This window comes from Leptospira koniambonensis, from assembly GCF_004769555.1.
Lineage (GTDB): Bacteria > Spirochaetota > Leptospiria > Leptospirales > Leptospiraceae > Leptospira_B > Leptospira_B koniambonensis.
Map to the genome: position 1 here is coordinate 297,606 of NZ_RQFY01000012.1, position 24,922 is coordinate 322,527.

Annotated in this window: 28 protein-coding genes; 23 read left to right on the forward strand and 5 right to left on the reverse strand. The window is 42.1% G+C overall.

The window, feature by feature from the left end; genetic code table 11:
• Nucleotides 1-138 precede the first annotated feature (138 nt).
• Genes EHQ52_RS19230 through EHQ52_RS19245 form a run of 4 tightly spaced genes read right to left on the reverse strand, consistent with a single transcriptional unit; the run spans nt 139 to nt 3,250 of the window.
• Nucleotides 139-837: an SDR family oxidoreductase gene (locus EHQ52_RS19230; protein ID WP_135616992.1), complete on the reverse strand. Its 699-nt coding sequence runs from the start codon at nt 835-837 to the stop codon at nt 139-141.
• Between the two features lie 10 nt (nt 838-847).
• Nucleotides 848-1,849, reverse strand: coding sequence for a magnesium/cobalt transporter CorA (gene corA / locus EHQ52_RS19235; protein ID WP_135616993.1), 1,002 nt, complete (start codon nt 1,847-1,849; stop codon nt 848-850).
• Nucleotides 1,850-1,891: 42 nt separating this feature from the next.
• A complete protein-coding gene (locus tag EHQ52_RS19240) occupies nt 1,892-2,443 on the reverse strand; it encodes a TetR/AcrR family transcriptional regulator (protein WP_135616994.1) in 552 nt (183 codons plus the stop codon).
• A gap of 3 nt (nt 2,444-2,446) precedes the next feature.
• On the reverse strand, nt 2,447-3,250 hold the full coding sequence (locus EHQ52_RS19245; protein ID WP_100710485.1) for an aldolase/citrate lyase family protein: 804 nt from the start codon (nt 3,248-3,250) through the stop codon (nt 2,447-2,449).
• Between the two features lie 146 nt (nt 3,251-3,396).
• On the opposite strand from EHQ52_RS19245, the gene EHQ52_RS19250 reads away from it, so the two are divergent.
• From EHQ52_RS19250 to EHQ52_RS19325, 16 genes are all read left to right on the forward strand, one after another.
• Nucleotides 3,397-3,687: a hypothetical protein gene (locus EHQ52_RS19250; protein ID WP_135616995.1), complete on the forward strand. Its 291-nt coding sequence runs from the start codon at nt 3,397-3,399 to the stop codon at nt 3,685-3,687.
• Between the two features lie 57 nt (nt 3,688-3,744).
• Nucleotides 3,745-4,740, forward strand: a complete 996-nt coding sequence (gene lepB / locus EHQ52_RS19255) for a signal peptidase I (RefSeq protein WP_244244962.1) — start codon at nt 3,745-3,747, stop codon at nt 4,738-4,740.
• On the forward strand, nt 4,741-4,974 hold the full coding sequence (locus EHQ52_RS19260; RefSeq protein WP_135616996.1) for an AtpZ/AtpI family protein: 234 nt from the start codon (nt 4,741-4,743) through the stop codon (nt 4,972-4,974).
• 12 nt (nt 4,975-4,986) lie between these two features.
• Nucleotides 4,987-5,340, forward strand: a complete 354-nt coding sequence (locus tag EHQ52_RS19265) for a hypothetical protein (RefSeq protein WP_135616997.1) — start codon at nt 4,987-4,989, stop codon at nt 5,338-5,340.
• A gap of 114 nt (nt 5,341-5,454) precedes the next feature.
• On the forward strand, nt 5,455-6,513 hold the full coding sequence (gene atpB, locus EHQ52_RS19270; RefSeq protein ID WP_135616998.1) for a F0F1 ATP synthase subunit A: 1,059 nt from the start codon (nt 5,455-5,457) through the stop codon (nt 6,511-6,513).
• A 41-nt stretch (nt 6,514-6,554) separates the two neighbouring features.
• On the forward strand, nt 6,555-6,854 hold the full coding sequence (gene atpE, locus EHQ52_RS19275) for an ATP synthase F0 subunit C (RefSeq protein ID WP_135616999.1): 300 nt from the start codon (nt 6,555-6,557) through the stop codon (nt 6,852-6,854).
• A 2-nt stretch (nt 6,855-6,856) separates the two neighbouring features.
• On the forward strand, nt 6,857-7,375 hold the full coding sequence (locus tag EHQ52_RS19280; RefSeq protein ID WP_135617000.1) for a F0F1 ATP synthase subunit B: 519 nt from the start codon (nt 6,857-6,859) through the stop codon (nt 7,373-7,375).
• A gap of 7 nt (nt 7,376-7,382) precedes the next feature.
• The gene (atpH, locus tag EHQ52_RS19285; protein WP_135617001.1) at nt 7,383-7,943 is read left to right on the forward strand and encodes an ATP synthase F1 subunit delta; all 561 of its coding nucleotides are present in this window, start codon (nt 7,383-7,385) and stop codon (nt 7,941-7,943) included.
• Entirely contained in the window at nt 7,933-9,447 is a 1,515-nt protein-coding gene (gene atpA, locus EHQ52_RS19290) for a F0F1 ATP synthase subunit alpha (protein ID WP_135617002.1), read from the forward strand. The genes atpH and atpA overlap by 11 nt, the downstream gene beginning before the upstream one ends.
• Before the next feature lie 13 nt (nt 9,448-9,460).
• On the forward strand, nt 9,461-10,321 hold the full coding sequence (gene atpG, locus EHQ52_RS19295) for an ATP synthase F1 subunit gamma (RefSeq protein WP_100710491.1): 861 nt from the start codon (nt 9,461-9,463) through the stop codon (nt 10,319-10,321).
• A 21-nt stretch (nt 10,322-10,342) separates the two neighbouring features.
• Nucleotides 10,343-11,746, forward strand: coding sequence for a F0F1 ATP synthase subunit beta (gene atpD / locus EHQ52_RS19300; RefSeq protein WP_135617003.1), 1,404 nt, complete (start codon nt 10,343-10,345; stop codon nt 11,744-11,746).
• Nucleotides 11,747-12,130 (forward strand): ATP synthase F1 subunit epsilon, encoded by a 384-nt coding sequence (gene atpC, locus EHQ52_RS19305; RefSeq protein ID WP_135617004.1) that lies wholly within the window; start codon nt 11,747-11,749, stop codon nt 12,128-12,130.
• A 192-nt stretch (nt 12,131-12,322) separates the two neighbouring features.
• The gene (locus EHQ52_RS19310; protein ID WP_135617005.1) at nt 12,323-15,007 is read left to right on the forward strand and encodes a hypothetical protein; all 2,685 of its coding nucleotides are present in this window, start codon (nt 12,323-12,325) and stop codon (nt 15,005-15,007) included.
• 2 nt (nt 15,008-15,009) lie between these two features.
• Nucleotides 15,010-17,250 carry a GAF domain-containing protein gene (locus tag EHQ52_RS19315; RefSeq protein WP_135617006.1) on the forward strand — a complete coding sequence of 747 codons (2,241 nt, stop codon included), beginning with the start codon at nt 15,010-15,012 and terminating at the stop codon, nt 17,248-17,250.
• Between the two features lie 327 nt (nt 17,251-17,577).
• Nucleotides 17,578-17,907, forward strand: coding sequence for a metalloregulator ArsR/SmtB family transcription factor (locus EHQ52_RS19320; RefSeq protein WP_100710497.1), 330 nt, complete (start codon nt 17,578-17,580; stop codon nt 17,905-17,907).
• Nucleotides 17,894-18,391, forward strand: coding sequence for an SRPBCC family protein (locus EHQ52_RS19325; RefSeq protein WP_135617007.1), 498 nt, complete (start codon nt 17,894-17,896; stop codon nt 18,389-18,391). The genes EHQ52_RS19320 and EHQ52_RS19325 overlap by 14 nt, the downstream gene beginning before the upstream one ends.
• Nucleotides 18,392-18,425: 34 nt before the next feature.
• Here EHQ52_RS19325 and carA read toward each other — a convergent pair whose 3' ends face one another.
• Nucleotides 18,426-19,514, reverse strand: coding sequence for a glutamine-hydrolyzing carbamoyl-phosphate synthase small subunit (carA, locus tag EHQ52_RS19330; protein WP_135617008.1), 1,089 nt, complete (start codon nt 19,512-19,514; stop codon nt 18,426-18,428).
• A gap of 377 nt (nt 19,515-19,891) precedes the next feature.
• On the opposite strand from carA, the gene thrS reads away from it, so the two are divergent.
• The 7 genes from thrS (at nt 19,892) to EHQ52_RS19365 (ending at nt 24,904) form a co-directional block, all read left to right on the forward strand.
• Nucleotides 19,892-21,865, forward strand: coding sequence for a threonine--tRNA ligase (gene thrS, locus EHQ52_RS19335; RefSeq protein ID WP_135617129.1), 1,974 nt, complete (start codon nt 19,892-19,894; stop codon nt 21,863-21,865).
• A gap of 93 nt (nt 21,866-21,958) precedes the next feature.
• Nucleotides 21,959-22,507, forward strand: a complete 549-nt coding sequence (infC, locus tag EHQ52_RS19340) for a translation initiation factor IF-3 (protein ID WP_135617009.1) — start codon at nt 21,959-21,961, stop codon at nt 22,505-22,507.
• 33 nt (nt 22,508-22,540) lie between these two features.
• Nucleotides 22,541-22,744, forward strand: a complete 204-nt coding sequence (gene rpmI, locus EHQ52_RS19345) for a 50S ribosomal protein L35 (RefSeq protein ID WP_010514334.1) — start codon at nt 22,541-22,543, stop codon at nt 22,742-22,744.
• Nucleotides 22,744-23,097, forward strand: coding sequence for a 50S ribosomal protein L20 (rplT, locus tag EHQ52_RS19350; protein WP_086446212.1), 354 nt, complete (start codon nt 22,744-22,746; stop codon nt 23,095-23,097). Before rpmI ends, rplT begins: the two co-directional genes overlap by 1 nt.
• 232 nt (nt 23,098-23,329) lie before the next feature.
• Nucleotides 23,330-24,010 (forward strand): hypothetical protein, encoded by a 681-nt coding sequence (locus EHQ52_RS19355; protein WP_135617010.1) that lies wholly within the window; start codon nt 23,330-23,332, stop codon nt 24,008-24,010.
• 5 nt (nt 24,011-24,015) lie between these two features.
• A complete protein-coding gene (locus tag EHQ52_RS19360) occupies nt 24,016-24,315 on the forward strand; it encodes a cell division protein ZapA (RefSeq protein WP_100710502.1) in 300 nt (99 codons plus the stop codon).
• Nucleotide 24,316: 1 nt separating this feature from the next.
• The gene (locus EHQ52_RS19365; RefSeq protein WP_135617011.1) at nt 24,317-24,904 is read left to right on the forward strand and encodes a 5-formyltetrahydrofolate cyclo-ligase; all 588 of its coding nucleotides are present in this window, start codon (nt 24,317-24,319) and stop codon (nt 24,902-24,904) included.
• Nucleotides 24,905-24,922 lie beyond the last annotated feature (18 nt).

A 24,922-nucleotide genomic window follows, 5' to 3' on the forward strand; every position in this document is an offset into this window, starting at 1 on the left:
GGAAAGCGCTTTCCCCTATACCACAAAATCCCCCCTTTGTCAACCTGATTCCCCAACCCCAAACCTATGTTGGAATTCCAACAAACAGAGAATCTTCCTTCAAGTAGGAGTTCCCACTCCCACTCCCACTACTTCCAACTACCAAGGAATCTCTTTCTTATCCCTCAGAAAAATCCCGCTCGGACCACTCTTCTCCAGTTGAGCTGCCCAAACAATTGTCTCAGCACCATGTTCTATGGAGCGAGTTGCAGACTTACCACCCATATCCGTTCTTACCCAACCTGGACAAACTGAATTTACTTTAATATCTTTGTCGGAAGATTCTGCATGAAGGATACGAGTAAGCGCATTTAAAGCAGTTTTGGAAATACGATATGCCGCATAACCAGAACTCATATCATAAAGTTGTCCCATACCTGAGCTGACATTTACGATCCTACCATAACCGTTCTTTTTCATTACGCCTAAGATCTTTTGAGAAATAAGAAAAGGTCCTATCAGATTTGTATCCAAGGTTCCTTGTAACATTTCTAAACTAGTATTTTCGATAGATCCGTTATCCAGATAAATTCCTGCGTTATTCACAAGTATGTCGATCTTCGGATATTTTGCTAAGACTTCTTTTAAGAAAGTTTGGATAGAGTTTGGATCGGAAACATCTAAGGCAAAAGCTTCTGCGGAGCCTCCGTTATTTCGAATGGAAGAAGCAGTTTTTTCGGAATCTTCTTTTTTGCGGGAAGCGCAGATAATGTGGATCCCTGATTTGGAAAGTTGTTTGGAAACTTCTTCGCCTATACCTCGGCTTGCGCCGGTTACGATTGCAATTTTTTTGTCCATAAGACTTGGACTAATCTTTGAACCAATTTTTATATTTAAAATATAAAATCATACTTCCTGGAATAGCAAGCATCGTAGCAAGGGAAGCGCTTAGGATGAGCTTATTTCCATAAGGGAGGTCTGCAAAATTCATACCGAAAAATCCAGTTAAGAAGGTGAGTGGCATAAAAATCATCGAAACCAATGTTAATCGTTTGATAATATCGTTTGTTTTCTGGGAAAGAATGGAAAAATAAGCATCCATTGAGTTTCCGATCAGGTCCCGGTCCATATCTATAGTTTCTACGAGCCTGCTTAAATGATCGTATACGTCCCTGAAATAGAAACGCACCTTTTCAGAGAGAAATTTGTCCTCATGTCTCATGATCAGATTAAGAACTTCCCTCTGAGGAGAAAGAACCCTTCTCATCCGAACCAAATTTCTTTTCACATATAAGATATCCGTAATAAAGTCGGGCTGTATTTCGCTGATCAGGATCTGATTTTCCAGATCTGTGATCTGTTCTGAAATTTGGTCTAAGATCGGAAAATTAGAATCTACCAAAAGATCGAATAAAAGATACAGAACATGATCCGTTCCTTTAGAAGCAAAATTCTGTTCGGTCATAGTTCGATGCCAAAGGGAATCTATCAAAGGTTCCTTATGTTCATGAACAGAAACAATAAACTTACGATTGAAAAATACATGTGTTTCAGTCGCAGAAAAAGACTGTTCTCCTTCTGATCTGAAACTATGAAGAACAATAAATGCGTGATCTTCATAATCTTCGAACTTAGGTCTTTGGTTTCTGTTCACACAATCTTCAATCGCTAGATCATGGAAGCCGCAGTTTTTGGATAAAAAGATTAGATCTTCCGGGCTTGGATTTTCTACATCAATCCAAACCTTTTCTTTGTTCAGAGTTTTCTTTAAGGAGAAATTTTTCAGAAACGCAGAATCTGTTTTCCGAGGCACTGCTTTAGAAACAGAATTTTTTTCTTTGGGAGTGGGGAAGGACAGAAATCGTATCATTCTATTGCTCTAATGCGAATTCTTCCGAGAGCTTGTTCAGCCTTAGGTATTCTCCAATGCGTAAACTATATACGCTCGAAAATCTTCCAGAGTGAATTCTCTCTTATTGGTCAAATGATTGATCATATAGCCTATGATCGCGGAAGTAAGATTTTTTACTTCGAACTCAGTATAATTCGGTTTTAAAGCTAAGATGATCTTTTTGGAGTTTTCATAAAAGATCAAATTTACTAAATGAATATTCCGTTTTTTTAATCTATGGATCTTAGGTTGGAGCATGAGACTCCAATACAAACGGAGATATTCTTCATTCTCCTTTACCAATTTAATGATCTGTCCACCTAAGAATTGGATAAGCTCCGCTCTATTCTCCGTAGTATTCAATTTTTCCGGAAGATATTTTTTTAGGATCGTATCATGGGATTCGATGATCCCTTCTAAAATAGATTCCTTGGATTCAAAATAACGATAGGCGAGACCTAAAGATAGACCGGCTCTCTGGGCGATTTGCCTCATGGTAGAGCCGTGATACCCTTGTTCTGAAAATAATTTGAGGGAAGTTCTTAAGATTAGGTCTCTTGTATCTTTGGCCATTGTTTACCGAATGGAATAGAGAACCTTTCTGGATCCGATCCTTTCCCGATTGGTTTCCATTCTATTCTTATAGCCGTAGGCTTTCTCAGGTTTTAAAAGAGAAAATAGATCATACAATTCGATCTCGAATTGAAGCATTACTTCTGCTACTTCTTCAGGAAATTTTTCCAGAGATTTCATAGCATCCACACAAACATGTCTGGAATTGATCTTATCAGGACGGATCTCTTCGGCTATCTTTCTGAAATTTTGTTTTGTGATCGTTCCGCCAACAGAAGTTTTTTTACCTCTGTCTTTGGAGATTGCAATGATAGTGCGAGTAACTTTCATCACTTCTTTATCATCTGGGATCATTCCCATAGAAGCAGAAAGATCAGATCTTGCAGCAGTCACCTGGTCCAGATCTTCGAAAGCACTGGAGTCAGCGATCTCCAACAGATTTTTATAACCTGTGATTGTTTCCAGGTTCATCGCCTTAGTAACCTTAGAAAAAGTCACAGGACTTAGCATACTTTTAAGAGTAGAAATAAAATTTTTGAGAGCATAAGAAGATTCGATCATAGGTGCTGAAATCCCTTCGATCTCTTCTTTTACAAGCATACGGATATCGGTTCTGGCTTCCGGCCCACCGATCTTGACCGTGACCGGAACCAAATCTTTAGCCACGATATGGAGTGCTCGGATCTCGTCCGAATCCATATCTTCCGTTTCCGTGCCTCCTTTTAATCCTACGATAGGATAACTCTGTTTCAGAGAAATCAGGTGGCGGCGAAGTTCGATAATTTTGCGGTCTATCTGCTCTTTCACGTTTCTAATATCGTCCTTTTCAAAGAAACAGTAAGGATTTTTAAGAAAAAAGCTCTAGTAAAGTAGCTTCCTCCGCGTTTTGGCGCCTCTGCGTGAGCAGAAAAGGTATGGAACTTATTGTATGATTGCGAGGATCTGACTGTCTTATGCTTTCAAAACTTCCTTTGCTGCCTATCCTAACTTTCTTCATCTTCTTTGGATGTTCCGGAGAGGATATAGACGAGATCAAAGGAAAGAAGAAGGAAGAATTCAACCCAGTTGCTAATTATATTGTTTGTGTAGTTTCCACTCAAGCCTGCATAGATTCTCAAGGAGAAGATTGTTTTATCACAGAAAATGATCCGCAATACTTCACTCCCGGAGGCGGCGGGGTAGAGGCCTTCTGTTTTGATCGAACTGCGGAAACCATTCTCGTTACCGAAACAGGAAGCATGTAAAGCGGGCACTCAGTCTTCCGAATTGACGGGAAATGCCGATCCCGTATCAATAGACCTATGAGCCAGCCGAAGGGCAGTACCTTTTTGAAAAAACTTCCTACATGGGTCCAGGAAATCTTTGGAGAAGAATCCGTAGATTCCTCACTCTCCTTCTTTTTTATCGTTTTATTAGTTTTAGCTTTTAAATCCTCAGTCTTGGACGCGAACAATATTCCTTCGGGATCCATGCTCCCAACTCTCAAGATAGGGGACTTTCTGTTCGTAAATAAAATGAGATATTCTCTCCGACTTCCTTTTACGGATATTGAACTCAAAAGATATGATGATCCCAAAAGAGGGGATATCGTAACCTTCATCCCTCCCGATGGAGCCGTCTCGCCGGAAGAGAAAGAAGGCTGGTTTCCTAAACGATTTGTAAAAAGAGTGATCGGTCTTCCGGGTGATCGTATACGTATTGTAAAGGTACTACATGAGAGAGATGGGTTTCCAACAGTCTACGGTAAAATCGAATACATGGAGAGAGGAAAAACAGACTTCTCCGCTTATGACTTCAAGGACACAGAAAAAGGAAATCTATTCGATGACCTGGACGATGACGCTGCAGTCCAATATTATCTTTTTAAAGAAAAGAAGCCAGACTTCGAACATTATGTGATCGAAGGAAATGTTCGTCCTTATAATCACGAATTCAAAGACGCGGATTGTTTCCAAGTCACAGGTTGTGTGATCCCTGATGATCATTATATGATGATGGGAGACAACCGCACAAATTCTTCCGACTCCAGATTTTGGGGATTTGTTCCAAGGGACAATATACTCGGAAAAGCAGCGTTGATCTATTTCTCCATTAACTGGAAAGATCATGTATGCGCTTATAAAAGTGCAGAAGATCTAGGACAAAATGGAGACTCTGCTCAAAAATACGATCCAGATGAATTTAGATCAAAATGTGGGGACATCGGTTCTAATATGAACTGGTTCAAGAGCACTGTATTCTATAGAATTCCGAGGATGCAGGTTCGTTGGTATCGGATTGGAACCGTATTAGAATAAATGAGTGAGTCGGATCAAAAACCCCCTGAAAATAAGGACGGTTCTCCTTGGCAGCTTGCTAGCCTGGGAATGGAGTTTACTTTTATCATCATTGCTTCTGTTTTTATAGGAAGGTATCTGGATGGTCGATTTGGATGGTCTCCTTTTGGGATTCTGTTCGGAGCGGTTTTCGGATTTGGTTACGGGATTTATTATCTTCTCACCAGAGTTTCCCAATTCGATAAAAAGGATTAGGTTTCCTTGGGGATGAAGGACTCTGACGGAGTGTTACAGCCTAAAAAGTATTATTTTGGTTTTGTAATACTTCTGCTTATCTTTGGATCCTGGTACTGGTTCTACGGAGCTTCTTATCCAAGCATATGGAAGGGAATTGTAATATCCCTGATCATATCTTTGCCTATTAATCATTTTAGATTTTATAACCTTTGGAAACATTCCAAAGAGGGTTTTTTAATCCAATTTGGAACGACTGTTCTGTCTTTTTTTATTCATTTAGCCGTTTTAGTACTGTTTATCTGGAGAGGCGAACGTGAAGGTTTTGTGATCGGTTTTTTTATTGCCCATTTCGCCAACCTTTTAATATTGGTATTCGCAAGGTGACCCCTTAAAACGCCTCAAAGAACGTTTTAAAGGACTATTGCGGGAAATAGAACCCTGGGTGGTGCTCCCAAAACTCTTCTTTCCTGTCGTTTACGAGAGGACCCTTTTACAAGTATGTTGAAACAAATCTTCGCAACCGCATTATTATTGTTCTCACTTCCATTATTTGCTTCTGAGGGAGAAGCTTCCAAACCATTCGATTTGAATGAAGTGTTGGTTCACCACTTGATGGACCATGCTGAGTTTCCTTTCAATGTCGGCGGGCATAAAGTGTACGAAGGGCATGAAGGTTTCGATACCAATGCTCATGATATTTTCGTAGATCATCATAACGGGAAAAGATTTCATTTTAAAGGAGGATTGAATCTACATATCACACGTCGTGTTACAATGATGTGGATCGTTTGTTTCTTTCTTCTTATCGTATTTATCCCTGCCGCTCGACTGATCGCAAAAAATCCATTAAAGATACAAAGCAGATTTGCTAACGCTGTAGAAGCGTTTGTAAATTTTCTAAAAAACGATGTAGTCGATTCCAATATGGACGGCCACGGACATGCGTATTATCATTATATCTTCACATTATTCTTTTTCATTCTATTCAGTAACCTTTTAGGACTTTTCCCTCCAGTGGGAGAGGTGATTGAAGTCGGAACTGAGATAGTCCAAAATTATGTGAATGGAGAAGAAGTAGCAAATGCGGCTGCAGTTTCTTCCGCTCATCACGAACCTATGTGGATCGCAAAGGTTTGGAATGGTATTACTGTAACTGGTGATATTTCTGTTACCTTAACTCTCGCTCTCATTACAATGTTATTATTATATGGAACCGGTTTCGTATACCAAGGGCCAAAATATATTTTTCATTCGGTTCCGAATGGAGTTCCTTGGTTACTTTGGCCTCTTATGTGGCCTTTGGAGTTTATCGTTTCACCAGTTGCTAAGACAACTGCTTTAACTTTACGTCTTCTTGCAAATATGACTGCAGGGCACGTAATGATCTTATCAATCATTGGATTTATCTTCTTCTTCCAAAGTTATTTGGTATCCATTGCTTCTATTCCGGCAGCGGTGGTCCTTTACTTCTTGGAGACATTTGTGGCCTTCTTGCAGGCTTACGTTTTCGCACTATTAACCTCGCTCTTTATTGGGTCGAGTATGCACAGGCATTAATTTTAGAATTATAAGAGTTCAAATTAGGAGAATTAAGCAAAATGGAATTCGGACTAGGATATATCGGCGTTGGCTTAGGTCTAGGACTAGCAGTTCTTGGAGCAGGTTTAGGAATCGGAAGAATCGGAGGATCTGCTGCGGAAGGAATTAGCCGTCAGCCTGATGCTGGTGGAAAAATCCAAACTGCAATGATCATTTCTGCAGGTCTTATCGAAGGTGCGGCTCTGTTCGCAATCGTAATCGCTCTTTTAGCTTCCTTAACACTCGGCGGAGAATTGACTAAAACTGTTAACAAAGCAGTTGCAACTCCTGCTGCGGCTTCTCAAACAGAAGGTAAATAAGCTTGTTTCTTTTAGCAGCATCACTTGATCTACTAAATGTAAATCCGGGTCTAGTAATCTGGACCCTTCTTACATTTACGATCGTAGTGATTATCTTAAAGAAGTTCGCTTGGGATGTGATCCTCAAAGCACTCGATGAGAGAGCCGAGACCATCCAAAACGATATTCGTAAGGCTGCTGACGTACGTTCCGAAGCGGAATCTCTGCTGAAAGATTATGAAACAAGAATCGCACAAGCAAAGGACCAAGCTAATGGAATCGTAGCGGAAGCGAAATCGGACGCTACTAACCTGAAAAACAAAATGTTGGATGATGCTTCGAAAGAAGTGAAAGCGTTAAAAGATACCGCTATCAAAGATATCGAACTCGCAAAATCCAAAGCATTGGCAGAACTCCAAGGACAGATCGTAGACATGACCGTTCAAGTCGCGGCACTGGTTCTGGAGAAACAGTTAAAAGCTGAAGATTATAAGTCTTTCATCGAAAACGAGTTAGGCAAGATCAAGAAACTGAGCGCGTAACAAACAAATGAGCTATTCTGCGATCCCAAAAACATACGCGGCCGCTTTTGCGGACGCTAGTTCTTCTCCGGAAGAAGCCGAACAGGAATTGGATTCTATCGTAAGTATTTTCCGTATAGAACCACAGTTCCGCGATTTTTTCGATACCCCTTCCGTTAAAAGGGAAGATAAGGAAGCAGTTTTATTAAAGACCTTCCAGGGGAAAATTTCGGAAATCACTCTGAACTTTTTACAGGTGCTTCTTCGCAGGGGAAGATTTTCATTTCTTTCCGAAATTCACGAAGCTTTAAAAGAAGAACTGGATCGTAAAGCAGGAAGAGTTCGCGCGAAAGTCAAAAGTTATCCCGCTATGGATGAGGCTTCTCTTTCCAAATTAAGGGAAGTATTAAAAGAAAGATTCAAATCGGAATTCATCTTGGAAGCAAGTGAAGATCCGAGCCTTCTCGGAGGTTTCGTGGTCAGATTCCAAGACTTGGCGATCGACTCTTCCATGAAAAGCCAACTTAAGAAAGTAAGGCAAACCTTGCTGGACAGCAAATTACCGGTCGGAGTGGTGTATGAAAATTAAAACAGACGAAATTACGTCGGTCCTCAAACAGGAAATTTTAAATTATAAAAAAGATCTGGGTGTCGAAGAAGTCGGAACTGTTCTGGAAGTAGGGGACGGTATCGCTCGAGTTTTCGGCCTCAGAAATGTAATGGCCGGAGAACTTGTAGAATTCCAAAACGGAGTTCGCGGTCAGGCATTCAACTTGGAAGACAATTCCGTGGGTGTGATCATTTACGGAGAATACAAAAATATCCGTGAAGGATTCTCCGTAAAAAGAATCGGAAAAATTTTAGAGGTTCCGGTTGGACCGGAAATGCTCGGACGTGTGGTAAACCCACTCGGTGAGCCTCTTGATGGAAAAGGACCAATCAATACCAAACATACTCGTGCGGTAGAAAGTCCAGCTCCTGGTATTTCCAAAAGACAACCGGTTGAAGAGCCTCTTCAAACTGGTATCAAAAGTATTGATGCAATGATCCCGATAGGCCGTGGCCAAAGGGAGTTGATCATTGGAGACCGTGGAACTGGTAAAACTTCCATCGCTCTTGATACGATCATCAACCAAAAAGGTTCCGGAGTTATCTGCGTTTACGTAGCGATCGGACAAAAAGCTTCCACTGTAGCGACTATTGTGGAAAAACTAAAAGCGGTTGGAGCCCTGGAATATACCATCGTGGTTTCCGCAACTGCTGCTGATCCTGCTCCTCTTCAATACATCGCACCGTATTCCGGCTGTTCTATGGCTGAATACTTCATGTATAATGAGAAAAAAGCTACCTTAGTTGTTTATGATGACTTATCAAAACAAGCGGTTGCTTATCGCCAAATGTGTCTTCTTCTTCGTAGACCTCCGGGCCGCGAAGCTTATCCTGGAGACGTATTCTATCTTCACTCTCGCTTATTAGAAAGAGCGGCTAAATTGGATGAGAAATATGGAGCAGGTTCATTAACCGCGCTTCCTATCATCGAAACCCAAGAAGGTGAGGTTTCTGCTTATATTCCGACTAACGTGATTTCGATCACTGATGGTCAGATCTATCTACAATCTAACTTATTCGCATCAGGGGTTCGTCCTGCAGTGGATGTGGGTATCTCCGTATCTCGTGTTGGTTCCGCAGCTCAGATCAAAGCGATGAAACAAGTCGCTGGAAAAATGAAACTGGAATTAGCTCAGTTTAGAGAGTTAGAAGCATTCGCTCAGCTTGGAACTGACTTGGATCCAATCACTCAGGCTCAGTTGGACAGAGGATATCGCATCGTTGAGATGTTGAAACAACCTGTTTCCAGCCCTTATCCTGTAGAAGAACAAGTGGTCGAAATTTTTGCGGTAACCAGAGGACATATGGACAAAGTTCCAGTTCCTAAGGTGAGAGAGTTCGGAGCACATTTATTAAACGTTCTTCGCACACAACAGCCAGAAGTATTGAACGCTATTCGCACCGAAAAGAAAATTTCGGACGAAGGAAAACTGGGAGAGGTTATCGCCTCTATCGCAGCTGACTTTGTTAGGAACCTGAAGTAAGCGGAGAAAAATCTTGGCTACACCTCGGGAAATAAAGAAACGGATCAGCTCCGTTAAGAACACTCGGAAGATCACTCGAACTATGGAAATGGTCGCTACGGCTAAATCCAAAAAGTTGAGTGATCGGGTGAATGCGTCTCATCCATTCTCTAATAAAATTAAAGAATTGGTGGGAGCGCTTGCATCCCTTGCTTCCGTAGTAAAAAGTCCTTATTTAAGAAAACCGAATACGATTCGTTCGATCGCTCTTCTTGTGATCACTGCTAACAGAGGTCTTTGTGGTGGATATAACTCCAAAACAATCCGTTTAGCAAAAAATCGCATCCAAGAATTGAAAGATCAGGGCGTGAATGTTCGACTTTTTGTCGTAGGTAAAAAAGGAATTTCCTATTTCCAATTCGCAAAAGAGAAAATAGAAAAATCCTATACTCATATTGACGATAAGTCCGGTTACAAAGAAGCGGAAGAGTTTGCGGACTTCTTCTTGGGTCTATTTGCAAGTGAAGAAGTGGATTCAGTAGAAATTATTTCTACGGTTTATCATTCTTCTGCAAACCAAGAGCCTGAAGTTACTAAGGTTCTTCCGTTTGAAGCACAAGGAGAAGCTAACGTAGGTTCCAACGTTCTGTATGAGCCAAGTCCGGCTGATATTTTGGAATCACTTCTTCCTTTAGTAGTAAAAACTGCATTTTTAAAGGCGATCTTGGAAGCGAATTGTTCCGAGCAGATCGCAAAGCGCGTGGCCATGAAATCCGCAACGGACGCGGCCTCCGAGATGATCAAACTTCTGACCCGCGGTTACAACCGTATTCGTCAGGCGAAGATCACTCAGGAGATCTCGGAGATTGTAGCGGGTGCGGACTCGCTAAACTAGTTCTGGTATTGGAGTACTTGGATGAGCAAAGGTAAAGTAAAACAAATCATCGGATCCGTTTTGGATATCGAATTCGAGTCCGGACATCTGCCCGAAATTTTTAACGCGCTTGAAATCGACGCGGTCGTAGAAGGCAAAAAGGAAAAAATTATCGCCGAAGTGCAACAGCATACCGGTGGTAGTGCGGTAAGAGCGATTGCTCTTTCTTCCACTGACGGCCTTGTAAGAGGACAGGATGTTTCTGATACAGGAGCTCCTATTTCCGTTCCAGTTGGGGACGTGACCCTCGGAAGAATTTTTAACGTTCTGGGAGAGCCTGTTGATGAGGGTGCTCCTATCCAAGTGAAAGAGCGTAAGCCGATCCATAGAGCGGCTCCAAGTTACGAAGACCTTTCCCCTAAAACGGAAGTATTCGAAACAGGGATCAAGGTTATCGACCTTCTTGCACCTTACATCAAAGGTGGAAAGACCGGACTCTTCGGAGGAGCCGGAGTTGGTAAGACAGTTCTTATCCAAGAGTTGATCAACAATATCGCGAAACAACACGGTGGATTCTCAGTATTCGCTGGTGTTGGCGAAAGAACCAGAGAAGGAAACGACCTCTGGAGAGAGATGAAAGAATCCGGAGTTATCAACAAGACTGTACTTTGTTATGGTCAGATGAATGAGCCTCCTGGTGCTCGTCTTCGCGTTGCTCTTTCTGCTCTTACAATGGCGGAACATTTCCGTGATTCCATCGGAACAGACGTATTACTCTTCGTAGACAATATCTTCCGTTTCTCCCAAGCGGGATCAGAAGTATCGGCTCTACTCGGACGTATGCCTTCTGCGGTAGGATACCAACCAACTCTTTCAACAGAGATGGGTGCTCTTCAAGAGCGTATTACTTCTACTCGTAAGGGATCCATTACTTCCGTTCAGGCGATTTACGTTCCTGCGGACGACTTGACTGACCCTGCTCCTGCGAATGCGTTCGCTCACTTGGATGCAACTACGGTTCTTTCTCGTGCGATCTCTGATAAAGGAATTTATCCTGCGGTTGACCCACTTGACTCTACTTCCCGCGTGATGAACGCAGAAGTTTTGGGTGCGGAACACTATGGTGTTGCTCGTGAGGTTCAAAGGATTCTTCAACGTTATAAAGACCTTCAAGATATTATCGCGATCCTTGGTATGGACGAACTTTCTGAAGACGATAAGGTTCTTGTTGCGAGAGCAAGAAAGATCGAGAAATTCCTTTCTCAGCCTTTCCACGTTGCAGAAGTATTCACAGGATCTCCTGGAAAATACGTAAAACTTGCAGATACAGTTCGCTCTTTCAAAGAGTTGATCGCAGGAAATTGCGACCACCTTCCAGAGCAAGCCTTCTACATGGTAGGAACCATAGAAGATGCGATCGAGAAGTCCAAAAACCTGAGAGCATAATTGATGGCAGCCAAGCTAGACGTATCGGTAATCTCTCCAGAGAAACTACTCTTCCACGGCGATGCTGACAGCATCGTCGTACCTGGAAGCGAAGGGTTTTTCGGAGTGTATCCGGGCCATACTTCTCTTGTTTCCCTGCTTGGGATCGGCGTGTTGGAAGTCCGACAAGGAAATAAAACCAAAATCGCCGCTATCGAAGGCGGGTTTTTCGAAGTAAGAGACAATAAAGTTACAATTTTAACGGACCACGGTAGCCTTAAGGAAGATATCGACCTTGCTGCCGCCCAAAAAGCCCTAGAAGAAGCGGAAGCTCTTCCTGCCTCCACAGAGAAAAATACTCTCGTCCTAAAAGCAAAAACCCGAATTTTAGCAGCTTCACGCTAATATTTAGGGGTTCCAAATTCCGAAAATTATATAGGGACACTTCTATTGGTTAAGGCCAAAGAAGTGTCCCAAATAAGAAGATAAGGTCCTCTAATATAATGGGACTGTATCGGAATTTTTTCGGATTGTATTTCCTGCAACTTAGGAGATCCTCCGAATAGACAGACGGATTTTTAGCATACTGTAGGAAGCATGGCGGAAGATTTTACGATAGACGAGGGAGAGGGGTTTCCAGCTGGAAATGGAGAGGATTTTGATCCGAGCGAAATGAGCTTGGACGAAATAGATTCTCTCTTGGCTAACGATGGTGATTCCTCCGATTTTAATTTCGATTCCGTTCCGGGAGATTCCCCAGATACCGAAGGCTTTGAAGAATTACTCGCTTCCTCCGGAGATGATTATCCGGAGGACCTTCCTAATTTTGAACCTGAAGAAACTGATTTTGACTCTGATTTAAGCCAATTAGATGAGTCAGTCCATTTGGACGAAGACTTTGATTTCGAACTCACCGATCCAATGATCGACGCTGAGATCGACAGACTTTTAGATATTGATGATGATCTGTCTCCTTCTACATCTTCTTCCTCTGCCCCTTCTTGGAGAGATTCTTCTCCTTCCATTTCTTCTCCTGAAAATCATGAGGAAGCATTTGGAGACTTAGGATCTTTAGACTTGGGAGATTTCTCTCAACCTGGAGAAGTGCCTTCCTCTGCATTCCATTCAGACGACCAACCATTCGATTGGGGAGGGGACTCTTCTGATCAGGACGAAGTAGTTGGACTTTCTGACGCTGACCTTGACGATGAGACACCGATCTCACTTTCAGATGACGAATTACATAATATTGATATAGGTTCCAACCTTGCGGACTTCTCTATGGATGAGGAAGAAGTTTCTGCTCCAGAGGATTCAGGTTCCAAAACATTCGAAGACGAAATAGTTTCCGACGACGAAGGCCCAATCTCTCTCTCCGAACATGAGTTAGACGATATCATGGCAGAGGACTTCAGCCCGAACATGGAAGAAGAAGGATTCGGAGACCTGGGTGGAGACGATATCTCCATGCCTTCTTCCGAATTGACCGAAGATATTAACTTCGAAGGCGAAGAAGAAAAGGACATCGCACTTTCTACGGACGAATTGGATCATCTTTTAGAAGGTGATCCTTCTTTAGAGAGCAAAAATTCTTTCGATGAGATGGGAGATTTTGGAGATCTAGATCTTGGTTCCGTTTCTGAAGAACATACTTCTTCTGATTTAGATATGGAAGAAGAAGCGAACGAACCGATTGCACTTTCAGACGACGAACTTGGAAATCTATTGTCCTCAGGAGATGAGGATGAGATCGAAAGTATCCAACTGGATGATCTTGATTCTGTAGGAGCTCCTACAGCAGAGTCAGAGTTCGGAATGGAAGAAGATACTGATCCTTCTTCTGAATTAGACCTAAGTGATTTTAATTTTGATCCTGAGCCGGAAGGCACTAAAGACGAATTTGGAGGAGAAGATGAATCTATCTCTCTTCCTGTTTCCGATTTTGATAATTTCGGAATGAGCGAGGAAGAAAATCCTTTAGATACCGGATTGGATCTGGGAGATTTCGAAGATAATGCAAAATCAGAAGAAAAAGTTTTCGAAGAATCTTTAGGAGACTTCACTTCTGCAAGTGATGAGGATATTTTAGGAAGTTCCGATTCCGATCTGATGGATTTCTCTCCTACAGAAACTTCCGAAGAAGATTTCTTCGCGGAAGGCTCTGATCCAGATGAGCCGATCGCGCTCTCAGACGATGAGTTAGGAAACTTATTGTCTTCTGGAACAGAAGAGGAAGAAGAACATACTGGAACTACTTTAGATCTTTCTTCCGACCTTGATGATAACGAACCGATCGCACTTTCCGATGATGAACTTGGAAACTTACTCTCTGGCGAAGAAGAAACAGTTTCTTCTTTAGATTCGGAAGAAGACGAACCAATTGCACTCTCAGACGATGAGTTGGGAGACCTATTATCTTCTGGAGACGAAGAAACTTCAGATGCAGATATATTTGCAGATGCTCCGCCTATAGAACATGACGATACCGCTCCGGTAGAATTTGGAGACTTCAGTTTAGATTCAGAAGCAGATGAACCTATCGCTCTTTCGGAAGATGAGTTAGGACATTTATTGGAAGAAGAGCCTGAAATAGAAACTGCTTCTACCGATCTGATGGAAGATTCTGATGAGCCGATCTCACTTCCAATCAACGAGTTAGACGATATCGGAACTCCTGATGTAACTTCCGATTATGATATAGATTGGGACGGACCTGTTGCAGATCTGAATGATCTTGGTACCGGAGAAGGAAATGCAGTTGCTGCACCTTCTGATTGGGATCTTGGCGAAGAAGCAGACGAACCTATTACATTATCCAATGACGAATTAGGAAATTTACTCTCTGACGAAACCCCTGAAGGAGTAGATTCAGAAGACTTAGACCAATTATTATCTTCTCCTCCTGAAGCAACCGACCTAAATGATTTAGGTTCTTTTGAAGATGATATCCAAATTTCAGGTTTAGATTTCGCAGGAGATTCGAGCGACGAGATCGTTCCAACCATAGAAAGATTAGCTCCTGAGCCGGAGCTAAATTTTGTCCTAGATGAATATGCGGATGAGAATGAACTTTCTCCTCTGGAAGAGGTCCGCCAAGCAGGGAGCGCTGCAGTAGAGCCTGAAACAGGTGGTGAGGCAATTCCTACTCAAGATGAGATGAAACGAATTCTTCTCTATTTGGATGAGTTACTTGGAAATCTTCCAGATGATATGATCCGTGACTTCTCTCGTTCAGACTATTTTGAACTTTATAAGAAATTAATGAAACAAATCGGCGTTTGACGATGGGTCTGTTAGACAAGGTCACTCGTCTCATTCGTTCTGGAAATTTAGAATCTGGAGCAAAAGTTTCTTCTTCGGTCGCAGTTTCCGGAGAAGAGAAACCTTCTCTATTGAAAAAGTCCATGGCAGTACGTGCCAAAGGCCTTTTAGAAAAGGCAATGGATTTTGGAGGGAAAAAAGAGAAGGCCCCTTCTGCTTACGAAGATCCTACTAACTTCGAACCTGCAACAGCTTCTACATCCTCTGAAGACGATTTTAGTTTTGATTCTCCTTCTGCTGATTTCGGAGATATAGATTTTGGAGCTGACACTTCAAGTGATATGTTCGGAGGAGAAGATTCCGATTCAGAAGTTTCTTTCCCTGACTCTGCTTTCGGTGAAGAAAGTTTTGGAGAAGATTCAAACAGTGATTTTGATCTATCTTCTACAGACTTCGGTTCTTCTACTGAAGAAGGATCAGATTTTGAAATGGATCCAGATCTTGGACTAGGATTAGAAGATTCGGATCTGGGTGCGGACTTTGGAGAACTTCCTGAAGAAACTCCAAGCAAAGGATTATTATCCAAGGCAGAGGAGGCAAAAGAAGATGAGGATTTCTCTTCTGGACTTTCTAAGCCTGATGCAATTAAAGATCCGTTTGATGATTGGGTCAAGGATGCAGAAAACCAAGCAAGCGGGGAAGCGGGCCGTCCTTTTAACAAGGAACAGAGTGATACTGAAAATGCTCAGTTCTTATTCGATGATGATTCTGATTATTCTACGCTTCCTATCGATCTGCAAATTGCTTCTCGCAAAAAATTAGAGAACTATTTATCTGCATTCGAAATTTCTAAAGAAATTTCTGCTTCCAAAGATTTTACTAACTTCTTCGAAAACTTAAGTTTCTCCATCCAAGGACAGATCGGTGCTGAATCTATAGTAGTTTTCTCTTCTACAAATGGAGAATACGATGTGCTTCGTGTTGTGGAAGCACAGGGAATAGGCGCGGATCCCGATTGGGTTTTAGAAGTAGGTGACGAAAGTTACCAAGCCGCATTAAAAACTCCTTCTGTCGTCTACGCGAAAGAGATTTTAAAACATTCTCCTCCTAAAAAAGAGAAAGAGATCTTGGAGAAAACGGAAGCAGAGATGCTTGTCCCAATTCGCAGTTATGACGAATTTTATGGAATTATAATATTAAGCAAAACCGTAGCTGGCGAAGATTACACGATCGAAGACTTAGAGTTCTTGAAGATCGTCGGAGAAATGGCCGGATCCGTATTAAGAAGGATCATGGACTTGGAAGCTCTTCACCAAGAAAACGATCGTTTAAGCCAAGTAGTCAAAAGTAACGAAAGAATACTATCGACTGCAAGAGATCTTGCCGGAGTCCGTGATATGGACGAGGCATACGACTATCTGGTAGAAGTATTAAAAAAAGAACTTGGATTAAGACGTTGGAGTTTCCTACTTTTAGATAGGAGCACCAGAAAAGAATACAAAGTATTCGGAACAAATTTACTTACGCCTGATACTTCCGGAAAATTCAGACTCGGATTAGATTCTAACTTAGTTGGAATAGTCGCCAATGTTCCTGGTGTTTTCAGGATTGCAAATTTCAGAAAGAACCCGGAACTTCTATCTCAGTTATCCAATGATGAGATCGGGCTCATGCATGATTTCGATATTCTTCCATTCTTAAACTTGAACTGGCTTGTGGGAATGTTATTCATCCACGAAACAGAAAGACCCTGGACGGACACTGACCGCGAAACAGCGGTTGGAATCTCCGAGATCGCTTCTCCGGTGCTTTCCAATTTATTAATGCTGGAAGAAAGAGATGCAGTCTTCAGAGATCCATTCAGTCCTGTAGAATCCAGGATAGATGAAGCTATTTCAAGAGCATCCAAGATAGGAACTCCTTTTAGTCTCACTGTTTTCAAAGTCCAAAACACAACCAGAATGGTCCGAATTAAGGGTGCAGGATTTTTTGCTCATTATTGTGAAGAACTAAGAGCATCCATCCAAGAAAATCTGGGAGAGACAGATTACTGTTATAGAGTAGGCCAGGGAAAATACGTAGTTGTCCTTGATGGAAAAGATCGAGAAGAAACTCAGATCGTAGTCCGTAAGATCCGAAATAGAATTGTAGAATTGGATAGAAAGAATAAAGATTTCCAGACTTCTACAGCCAACCAAACTCTTTGTTACCCTGCGGATACCAGAGAGAAAGAAAGAATGTTGGAACTGATAGAAGAATCCTAGTTATTAAAGATCATCTTGTAGGAGCTCCTACAGTTTTTTAAAACCGCCCCCGCCCAGATTCGGGAGGGGGGAGTGGCCCGTGGGAAAGCTCATTCCCGCTTATCACAAAGTCCCCCCTTTGTCAACGAAATCTTCCTATTCTCCCCCGTGTTGGAATTCCAACATGAACGTTGATTTCTTTAAAAGTCCTTTCATAACCCCTAATCCAATCCCTCCTTCCAACTCCGGTTTTTCCTTCTAAACTTCTGTCTCTTAAACAACCTATCTACTTTCATAATCCATTATTTAAACATTGACTTAATTAAATAACTGTTTAAATAATGGATTATGAATGCTTTTGCAGCTCTTGCGGATGATACAAGAAGGGAAATAGTAAGGCTGGTGGCCAAAAACGGTGAACTCACTTCGACCGAGATAGGGCAAAATTTTAATATTACACCACCTGCAATTTCCCATCACTTAAAAGTATTAAAGAGTGCCAAAGTCCTTAATATGAAGAAAGAAGCGCAAAAGCGTATCTATAGTCTTAACGGATCCAGCATTAACGAAATGGAAGATTGGCTGCTGGATATAATCGATCTATGGAACAAACGTTTGGATAAATTAGATCGATACGTATTAAAGATCAAAAAGGAGAGAGCCCGTGATAAAAAATAACGTGGAAACAAGTATAGAAGGCAATAAGGTAATTTACAAAAGATACTTTGACGTAGAGCCAGAACTTCTCTTCGAAGTATGGTCTATGTCTGAACATCTTGCCGAATGGTGGGGACCAGACGGATTTACATTAACTACTAAGCGTATGGATTTTACGAATGGCGGGATCTGGGAATTTATCATGCACGGGCCAGATGGACATGATTATAAAAATAAGATCCAATTCACTGATATCAAAAAGCCTCTTCACATTCACTATAAACATTTAGGCGATGGAGAAGGTGATCATGATGTTCATTTCGAATCAAAAATACTATTCGAAGAAGTCGGCGAAGGCACGAATCTCACAATGGAACAAATCTTCCCGAGCAAAGAAGAACTCGAAAGAGTGAATGAAAAATACGGCGCGATCGAAGGTGCTAAACAGCATATCGGCAACCTCGCTAAATACTTAGAAAAACTTAAACAGTCGAAGAAGAGCTAATCGAGAAATTGTAGGAGCTCTTAACAGACAAAGATTATTTCTTCTTAGTTGAATCCACTAGGTCATAGAATTTCTGAAACAAGTATCTACTATCATTCGGGCCAGGAGAACTTTCTGGATGGTATTGAACCGACAGAAGAGGATAACCCGATTTCAAAATACCTTCTACAGTATCGTCGTTCAGATTGATAAAAGAGATCGGTTCTTTTACGGAAGATTCTGCGACTACAGCGAAACCATGGTTTTGGGAAGTGATCTCCACTTTACCGGTCTCCAAACTTTTTACAGGTTGGTTTCCGCCTCTATGGCCGAACTTCATTTTTTCAGTCTTCTTACCTAAGGTTAGGCCAATGATCTGGTGTCCTAAACAAATCCCAAAAAGAGGATAATTATTTTCTAATATAGCTTTTGTGGAATCGATTGCGTAAGTGCAAGCTGCCGGATCTCCAGGACCATTAGAAAGAAAGAATGCATCCACTCCATCTTTCATGATATCGGAAGCTGGAGTCTGAGCGGGATAAACAGAAACTGCAAAACCGGCTGCATCCAAGAGGCGAAGAATATTCGTCTTCACACCATAATCATAAACAGCGAGTTTGTATTTTTTTCCAGAGCCAGATCCGAACTCGTATTTTTTATCAGTAGTGACAACCTTCGCGAGGTCGGCATCTGCGATCCCCGGGAACTTCTTCACTTGCGCTAAAAAAGAATCAGAGTATTCATTTGCGACGAAGATCCCGCCGTTAGGAGCTCCATTCGTGCGGATGAAACGGGTCAATTTTCGAGTGTCGATCCCTTGGATCCCAGGAATTTTATAATCTTTTAAAAATTGAGATAATGTCTTTTGGGCCTTGAAATTGGAAGGACGATCCACATATTCTTTTACGATCATTCCGGCCGCTTGGATCTTTCCGGACTCCATGTTTTCAGGATGGATTCCGTAGTTCCCGATCATCGGATAAGTGAGAGTTACGATTTGGTTGGCGTAGGAAGGGTCAGTCAGAATCTCCTGGTAACCCGCCATGGAAGTATTAAAGACGATTTCCCCGACGGACTGGGTTTCGTAGCCGAAGGATTCACCTTCGTATACGTCCCCGTTTTCTAAAACCAAGAACGCTTTCATTAAGGACAGGCTTTCGCACCGAAGGCAAGGGTCAAGTGGAATCATCCAGAATTTTCTAGGAACTCCAACAAAGGAGTTGGGCGGCTCCTCACTTCGTTCGGACCGGGCTACTACGGGTTCGCGCATTCGCGCTCATCCGGCAAAGCCGGACTTCGCCCTTCGTATCCCTGCCGCATTTCTTCTCACGCAGAGACGCAAAGCCGCAGAGGAATTTTAAAGTGCCAATTTAACCCTCTGTGACCTCGGTGCTCTCTGCGCGAACCAAAAAAACTTGAAAGTTTAGCACAGAGTTCACGGAGCACGCAGAGATGGAAAACATAGGAATCCTCTTTAGCTCTTCACGGCTTTGCTTGCGAAAAAAACCGTGTATCGACGGAATGGAAGCAGGGGTAGCTGTGGCAGTTCAAAATCAGTCAGTCAAATTTATCTTACCGGATGGAAGTTCTAAAGAAGTATCCTCCGGTTCCTCATATAAGGATTTTATAGAATCCCAACTTCCGTTCTTAAAGAACAAGGCGCTCGCAGTCCGCTTGGATAGCACAACCGTTTTAGATTTGAGCCGGACCATTGATTCCACAACCACCCCAAACACAACACCTAAGCTGGAAGTTTTGACCTTCCAAGACAAAGAAGGTTGGGATACCTTCCAACATTCCGCAGCTCACTTGCTCGGAATGGCGGTCCAGAATTTATACAAAGATGCAAAATTAACCGTTGGTCCTGTGATCGAAAATGGACCTGGGTTTTTCTATTACGATATCGATTTCACCGAAACTGTGATCACTCCGGAAGATTTTCCTAAGATCGAAGCGGAGATGAAAAAGATCGTAGATAACGACCATGAAGTATTCCGTAAGGTCTGGGACAAAAAAGAAGCAATCTCCGTTTTCGAAAAAATGGGAGAGAACTATAAGGTAGAGATCGTCGGGCAAATCCCTGATGACAAAGTTTCTATCTATGGAATGGGGGAATGGTTCGACCTTTGTAGAGGACCCCATATTCCACGTTCCGGATTTTTGAAAGCATTCAAGTTGACTGCACTTTCTGGAGCTTATTGGAAAGCAGATAAAAACAATCGGATGCTCACCCGAATTTACGGGATCGCATTTCCTAGTAAGAAGGAATTGGACGAGTATGTTTTCCAGTTGGAAGAAGCTAAGAAGAGGGATCACAGAAAGATCGGAAAAGAAATGGATCTATTCTCTTTTCAGCCGGAAGCTCCTGGTTTTCCATTCTGGCATCCTAAAGGAACTACTCTTTGGAATGCACTCGCAGATTATATTCGTAAAGAATGTGCGAAACGCGGATACCAAGAGATCAAAACTCCTGCTGTTCTTTCTTCTGAGTTATGGAGAAGAAGCGGTCACTGGGATAACTTCAACGAAAACATGTATTTTGTTGATATCGACGAAGAAGAATTCGCGATCAAACCGATGAACTGTCCTGGTTGTAGTTTGATCTACAAACACCATCTCCATTCTTACAGAGAACTTCCTCTTAGATTTGCTGAATTAGGAAGTGTGCATCGTCATGAATTGCACGGAGTTCTTCATGGGCTTTTCAGAGTAAGAGCATTCACCCAAGATGACGCACATATCTATGCTCCTTTGGAATATCTGGAAGCAGAAGTGTTGGATATCATTGATTTCACTTTTAATGTGTATAAGAAGTTTGGATTCCAAGAATTCAAAACTTATATCGCTACTCGTCCTGAAAAATCCCAAGGTAAGGACGAGGACTGGGAATTTGCAACCAATGCTCTCAAACAAGCCTTGGAAAAAAGAAATATCCCATTCGCCATTAAAGAGGGAGAAGGTGCGTTCTACGGACCAAAGATAGAATTTAATATCAAAGATTCTATTGGTAGAATGTGGCAATGCGGAACTGTGCAAATAGACTTCTCCATGCCGGATCGATTCGAATTAGATTATACTGATTCTGACGGAGCCAAAAAAAGACCAGTCATGGTCCATAGAGCAATCTATGGTTCCTTGGAAAGATTTATCGGGATACTGATAGAACATTTCGAAGGCAAGTTTCCACTTTGGCTTTCTCCGAACCAGATACGTGTTCTAACCGTAACCGAAAATGTGCAGGAATATGGATCCGAGATCTTAAAAAATCTGATCGATTTAGGATTTAGGGCAGAGGCGGATTTCAGAAATGAAAAGATCGGCGCCAAGATTCGAGATTCCATCCTGAAAAAGGCAAATTACCTTCTGGTACTAGGCCAAAAGGAGAAGGATTCAGGCACAGTTGCGGTCAGAAAACGAGGCTCAGAAGAAACAATTTCTATGTCTTATTCCGAGTTCCGCTCTTTATTGGAAAAGGAAGTCTCGGAAGGACTTTGAACTAAATTCTACTTGATGTACTAGGCTATCCGTAGAGAAAATCGCTTGAAAGCTAGCCTACTAGCCAAAAAATTGGAAAAAACCGGAGATTGAATGCAGAAGAGGCCTCAACCGAAACCCACCGATAAGCTATTTACTCATAGAATTAATGAGAAAATTACAGGGGTTGCCCAAGTTAGATTGGTGTCGGATGACGGAGCAATGATCGTTTCTTTTGACGAGGCATTACGACGCGCTAAAGAAGAAAACTTGGACTTGGTAGAAGTATCTGGCGACCAAGAGATTCATGTCTGCAAGATCATCGATTACGGTAAATATAAGTTCGAACTACTTAAAAAGAGTAAGGAAGCTAAGAAGAAACAACACGTAATCAACGTGAAAGAAGTGAAGATCCGTCCAAGGATCGAACAACATGATTACGATATTAAAAAACGCCACGCAGTGGAGTTTCTTCAAAAAGGTGACAAAGTTAAAGTCAGCCTTCGCTTTCGCGGTCGTGAAATGATGCACTCCGAACTCGGGATGAACGTAGTAAATCGAATGGTAGAAGATTTGAAATCGGTCGGTACTCCGGAAAGAGAACCAGTGTTAGACGGCCGCCAAATCGTTGTAGTTATCACACCTCTTGCTGCAAAGCAATAGAGTAAATATTCAGGAATTATCGAGGTAGGGGAAATGCCTAAGCTTAAAACAAATAGAGCCGCAGCTAAACGGTTCAAGTTTTCCAAAAATAATAAAATAAAACGGAAGAGTATGAACACCCGTCACATTCTTACCAAAAAAGGACCCAAAAGACGTCGTCGTCTTAGAGGAATGACTTTGGTAGTGGATGCGGATTGGAAAGCAATCGTTAGACTCATGCCTTACGGAGTTCGATAATGCCACGCGCAACAAACGGAACCATTCACAAGAATCGTCGTAAAAAAATCCTAAAAACCGCAAAAGGTTTCAGAGGAGCAAGATCCAAACTTTACAGAACTGCGAAATCCGCGGTAATGAAAGCGGGTCAATGGGCGTATAGAGACAGAAGAGCAAAAAAACGTGATTTCCGTAAACTTTGGATTATCCGTATCAATGCTGCTGCTCGTGAAGCTGGACTTTCTTATTCTCAGTTCATGTATGGACTGAAAAAAGCCAATATTTCTTTGGACAGAAAAGCCCTTGCAGAACTTGCGTTTAACGACAAAGAAACTTTCAACGCTTTAGTTGAAAAAATCAAGGTAGCGGCGTAATCAATATTCGCCCTTAGGAAGGTCCGGTTTTTCGGATCTTCCCGCCTGAAAAAGCCCGTAATTCTACGGGCTTTCTTCGTTTTTAGAAAAAAAGGTTTTTCTCTTTTTCAGAAAGATGAAAAATGGGATGGATTTTGCCGATTTGGCTTGTCCCAAATATTTAGGCGGAATTTCGCTCTAAGTGTAATTTTATAAAATAAACCACTCCAACTAAGGAGAACGAGGTTCGCACATGTTAACTATGGAGACAATTGAGGAGCTCGAGAGTAAAGTCCTAAAAGCACTCGAACTCATTAGCGACCTTCGGGCGGAAAACGGTCGCCTGGAAACAGAAAACGAATCTCTTCGCGCGGAAAACGACCAGATGAAACTGGCGATGGAAGAGAAAGAAAAAGAACTTTCTTCTCTCCGCGAACAACTCCAAAAAGCGAACGCAGAGTTGGAAGGGATCAAAGAAAGAGAACGTGCACTCGAAGCTAAGATCAATCAACTTCTTGGACGTTTGGATGGACTTCCTGCTTCCGGTAGCGGATCTTCCTCTGCTTCTTCTTCACCTAAGCCTAGTTCAAGTTCTTCTTTTGCTACTGGAGCTGCGGCTGGCGCAGTTGCAGGAGCGGCAGCAGCTTCTGCTGCTCCATCTGTAGTTAGAGATTCTTCGGACGAAGACTTTAACGAAGATGATGAGATCATTCTTCTAGATGACGAAGACGATGATATTTCTGTGCTAACTGAATCTTCCGATTCTTCCGGAGGAGACGACGAGATCATCATCACTGACGAACCTATCGACGACTTCAGTCCTGTTTCTGCTGATGACGATGATATCATTATCGAAGATGATGATGACGCGATCAGCGTATTCGATGCGGATGAAGACGACGACTTCCTCGTCATCGAAGACGATCCTAAATAATTTTTATGAGTGAGAAAGTCAAAGCTCGTATTCTGGGCGAAGACTATACGATAGTAGGCGATGCCGATTCGGAGTATATCCATAGGCTCGCCGAACTAGTAGACCGAAAAGTTCGTGAGTTACAATTAGGAATGCCTAACGCGCCTAAATTGAAACTCGCGGTACTCGCAGCCTTAAATTTCGCAGACGAATTGGAACAATCCAAAAATCAAACGGGCGACTCTGGACCTTCTTCTCCCGAAGCGGAAGAAAAGACCAAAAAATTGATCACTCTTTTAGAAGAAGGTTTGATCGGAGATCTTTGATTTGGTTTCTAAATCGGAAGCCAGAAAGAAAATAAAATCTCTTCTCTTGGGAGTTCCTTCCAGGAAAGAAAAAGAAGAAAGTATCCGCGCTAATCTTCTGGAATTTCTGAGACATAGCTCATCTTCTACCCAATTAAAAATCATCTCCTATGTTGCTGATGATTTTGAAATTTCTCCTTTTCTACCGTTAGTCCCTTCTTTATTATTAGGAAGATTAGGTTTAGACATATTTTTTCCAAAAGTAACAAATTCAGGACTTGAATTTAGATTAGGTTCCGGATTTTCCCGAGGGGCTTTCGGTATTTTAGAACCAACTGGAGAAGGTTTATTACAACCGGAAAATGCAGATTGGATTATTGTGCCCGCCCTGGGTTGGAATAGGGAGGGAGCAAGGCTTGGAAGAGGGAAAGGTTTTTACGATCGTTCTCTAAAGGATATACTTTCCGAAAAAATGATTGGCCTTTCTTTTGAGGACCTATACCCTTGCGATTTTTCTGAGGAGCCCCACGATCTGAAAGCAGGTACTGTGATTACAGAGAAAAAAAACCATTGCTTTCCCGGTAAAATGGGAGAAAAATCAGTCGGATAATTCGATTGGGAGTTTCTT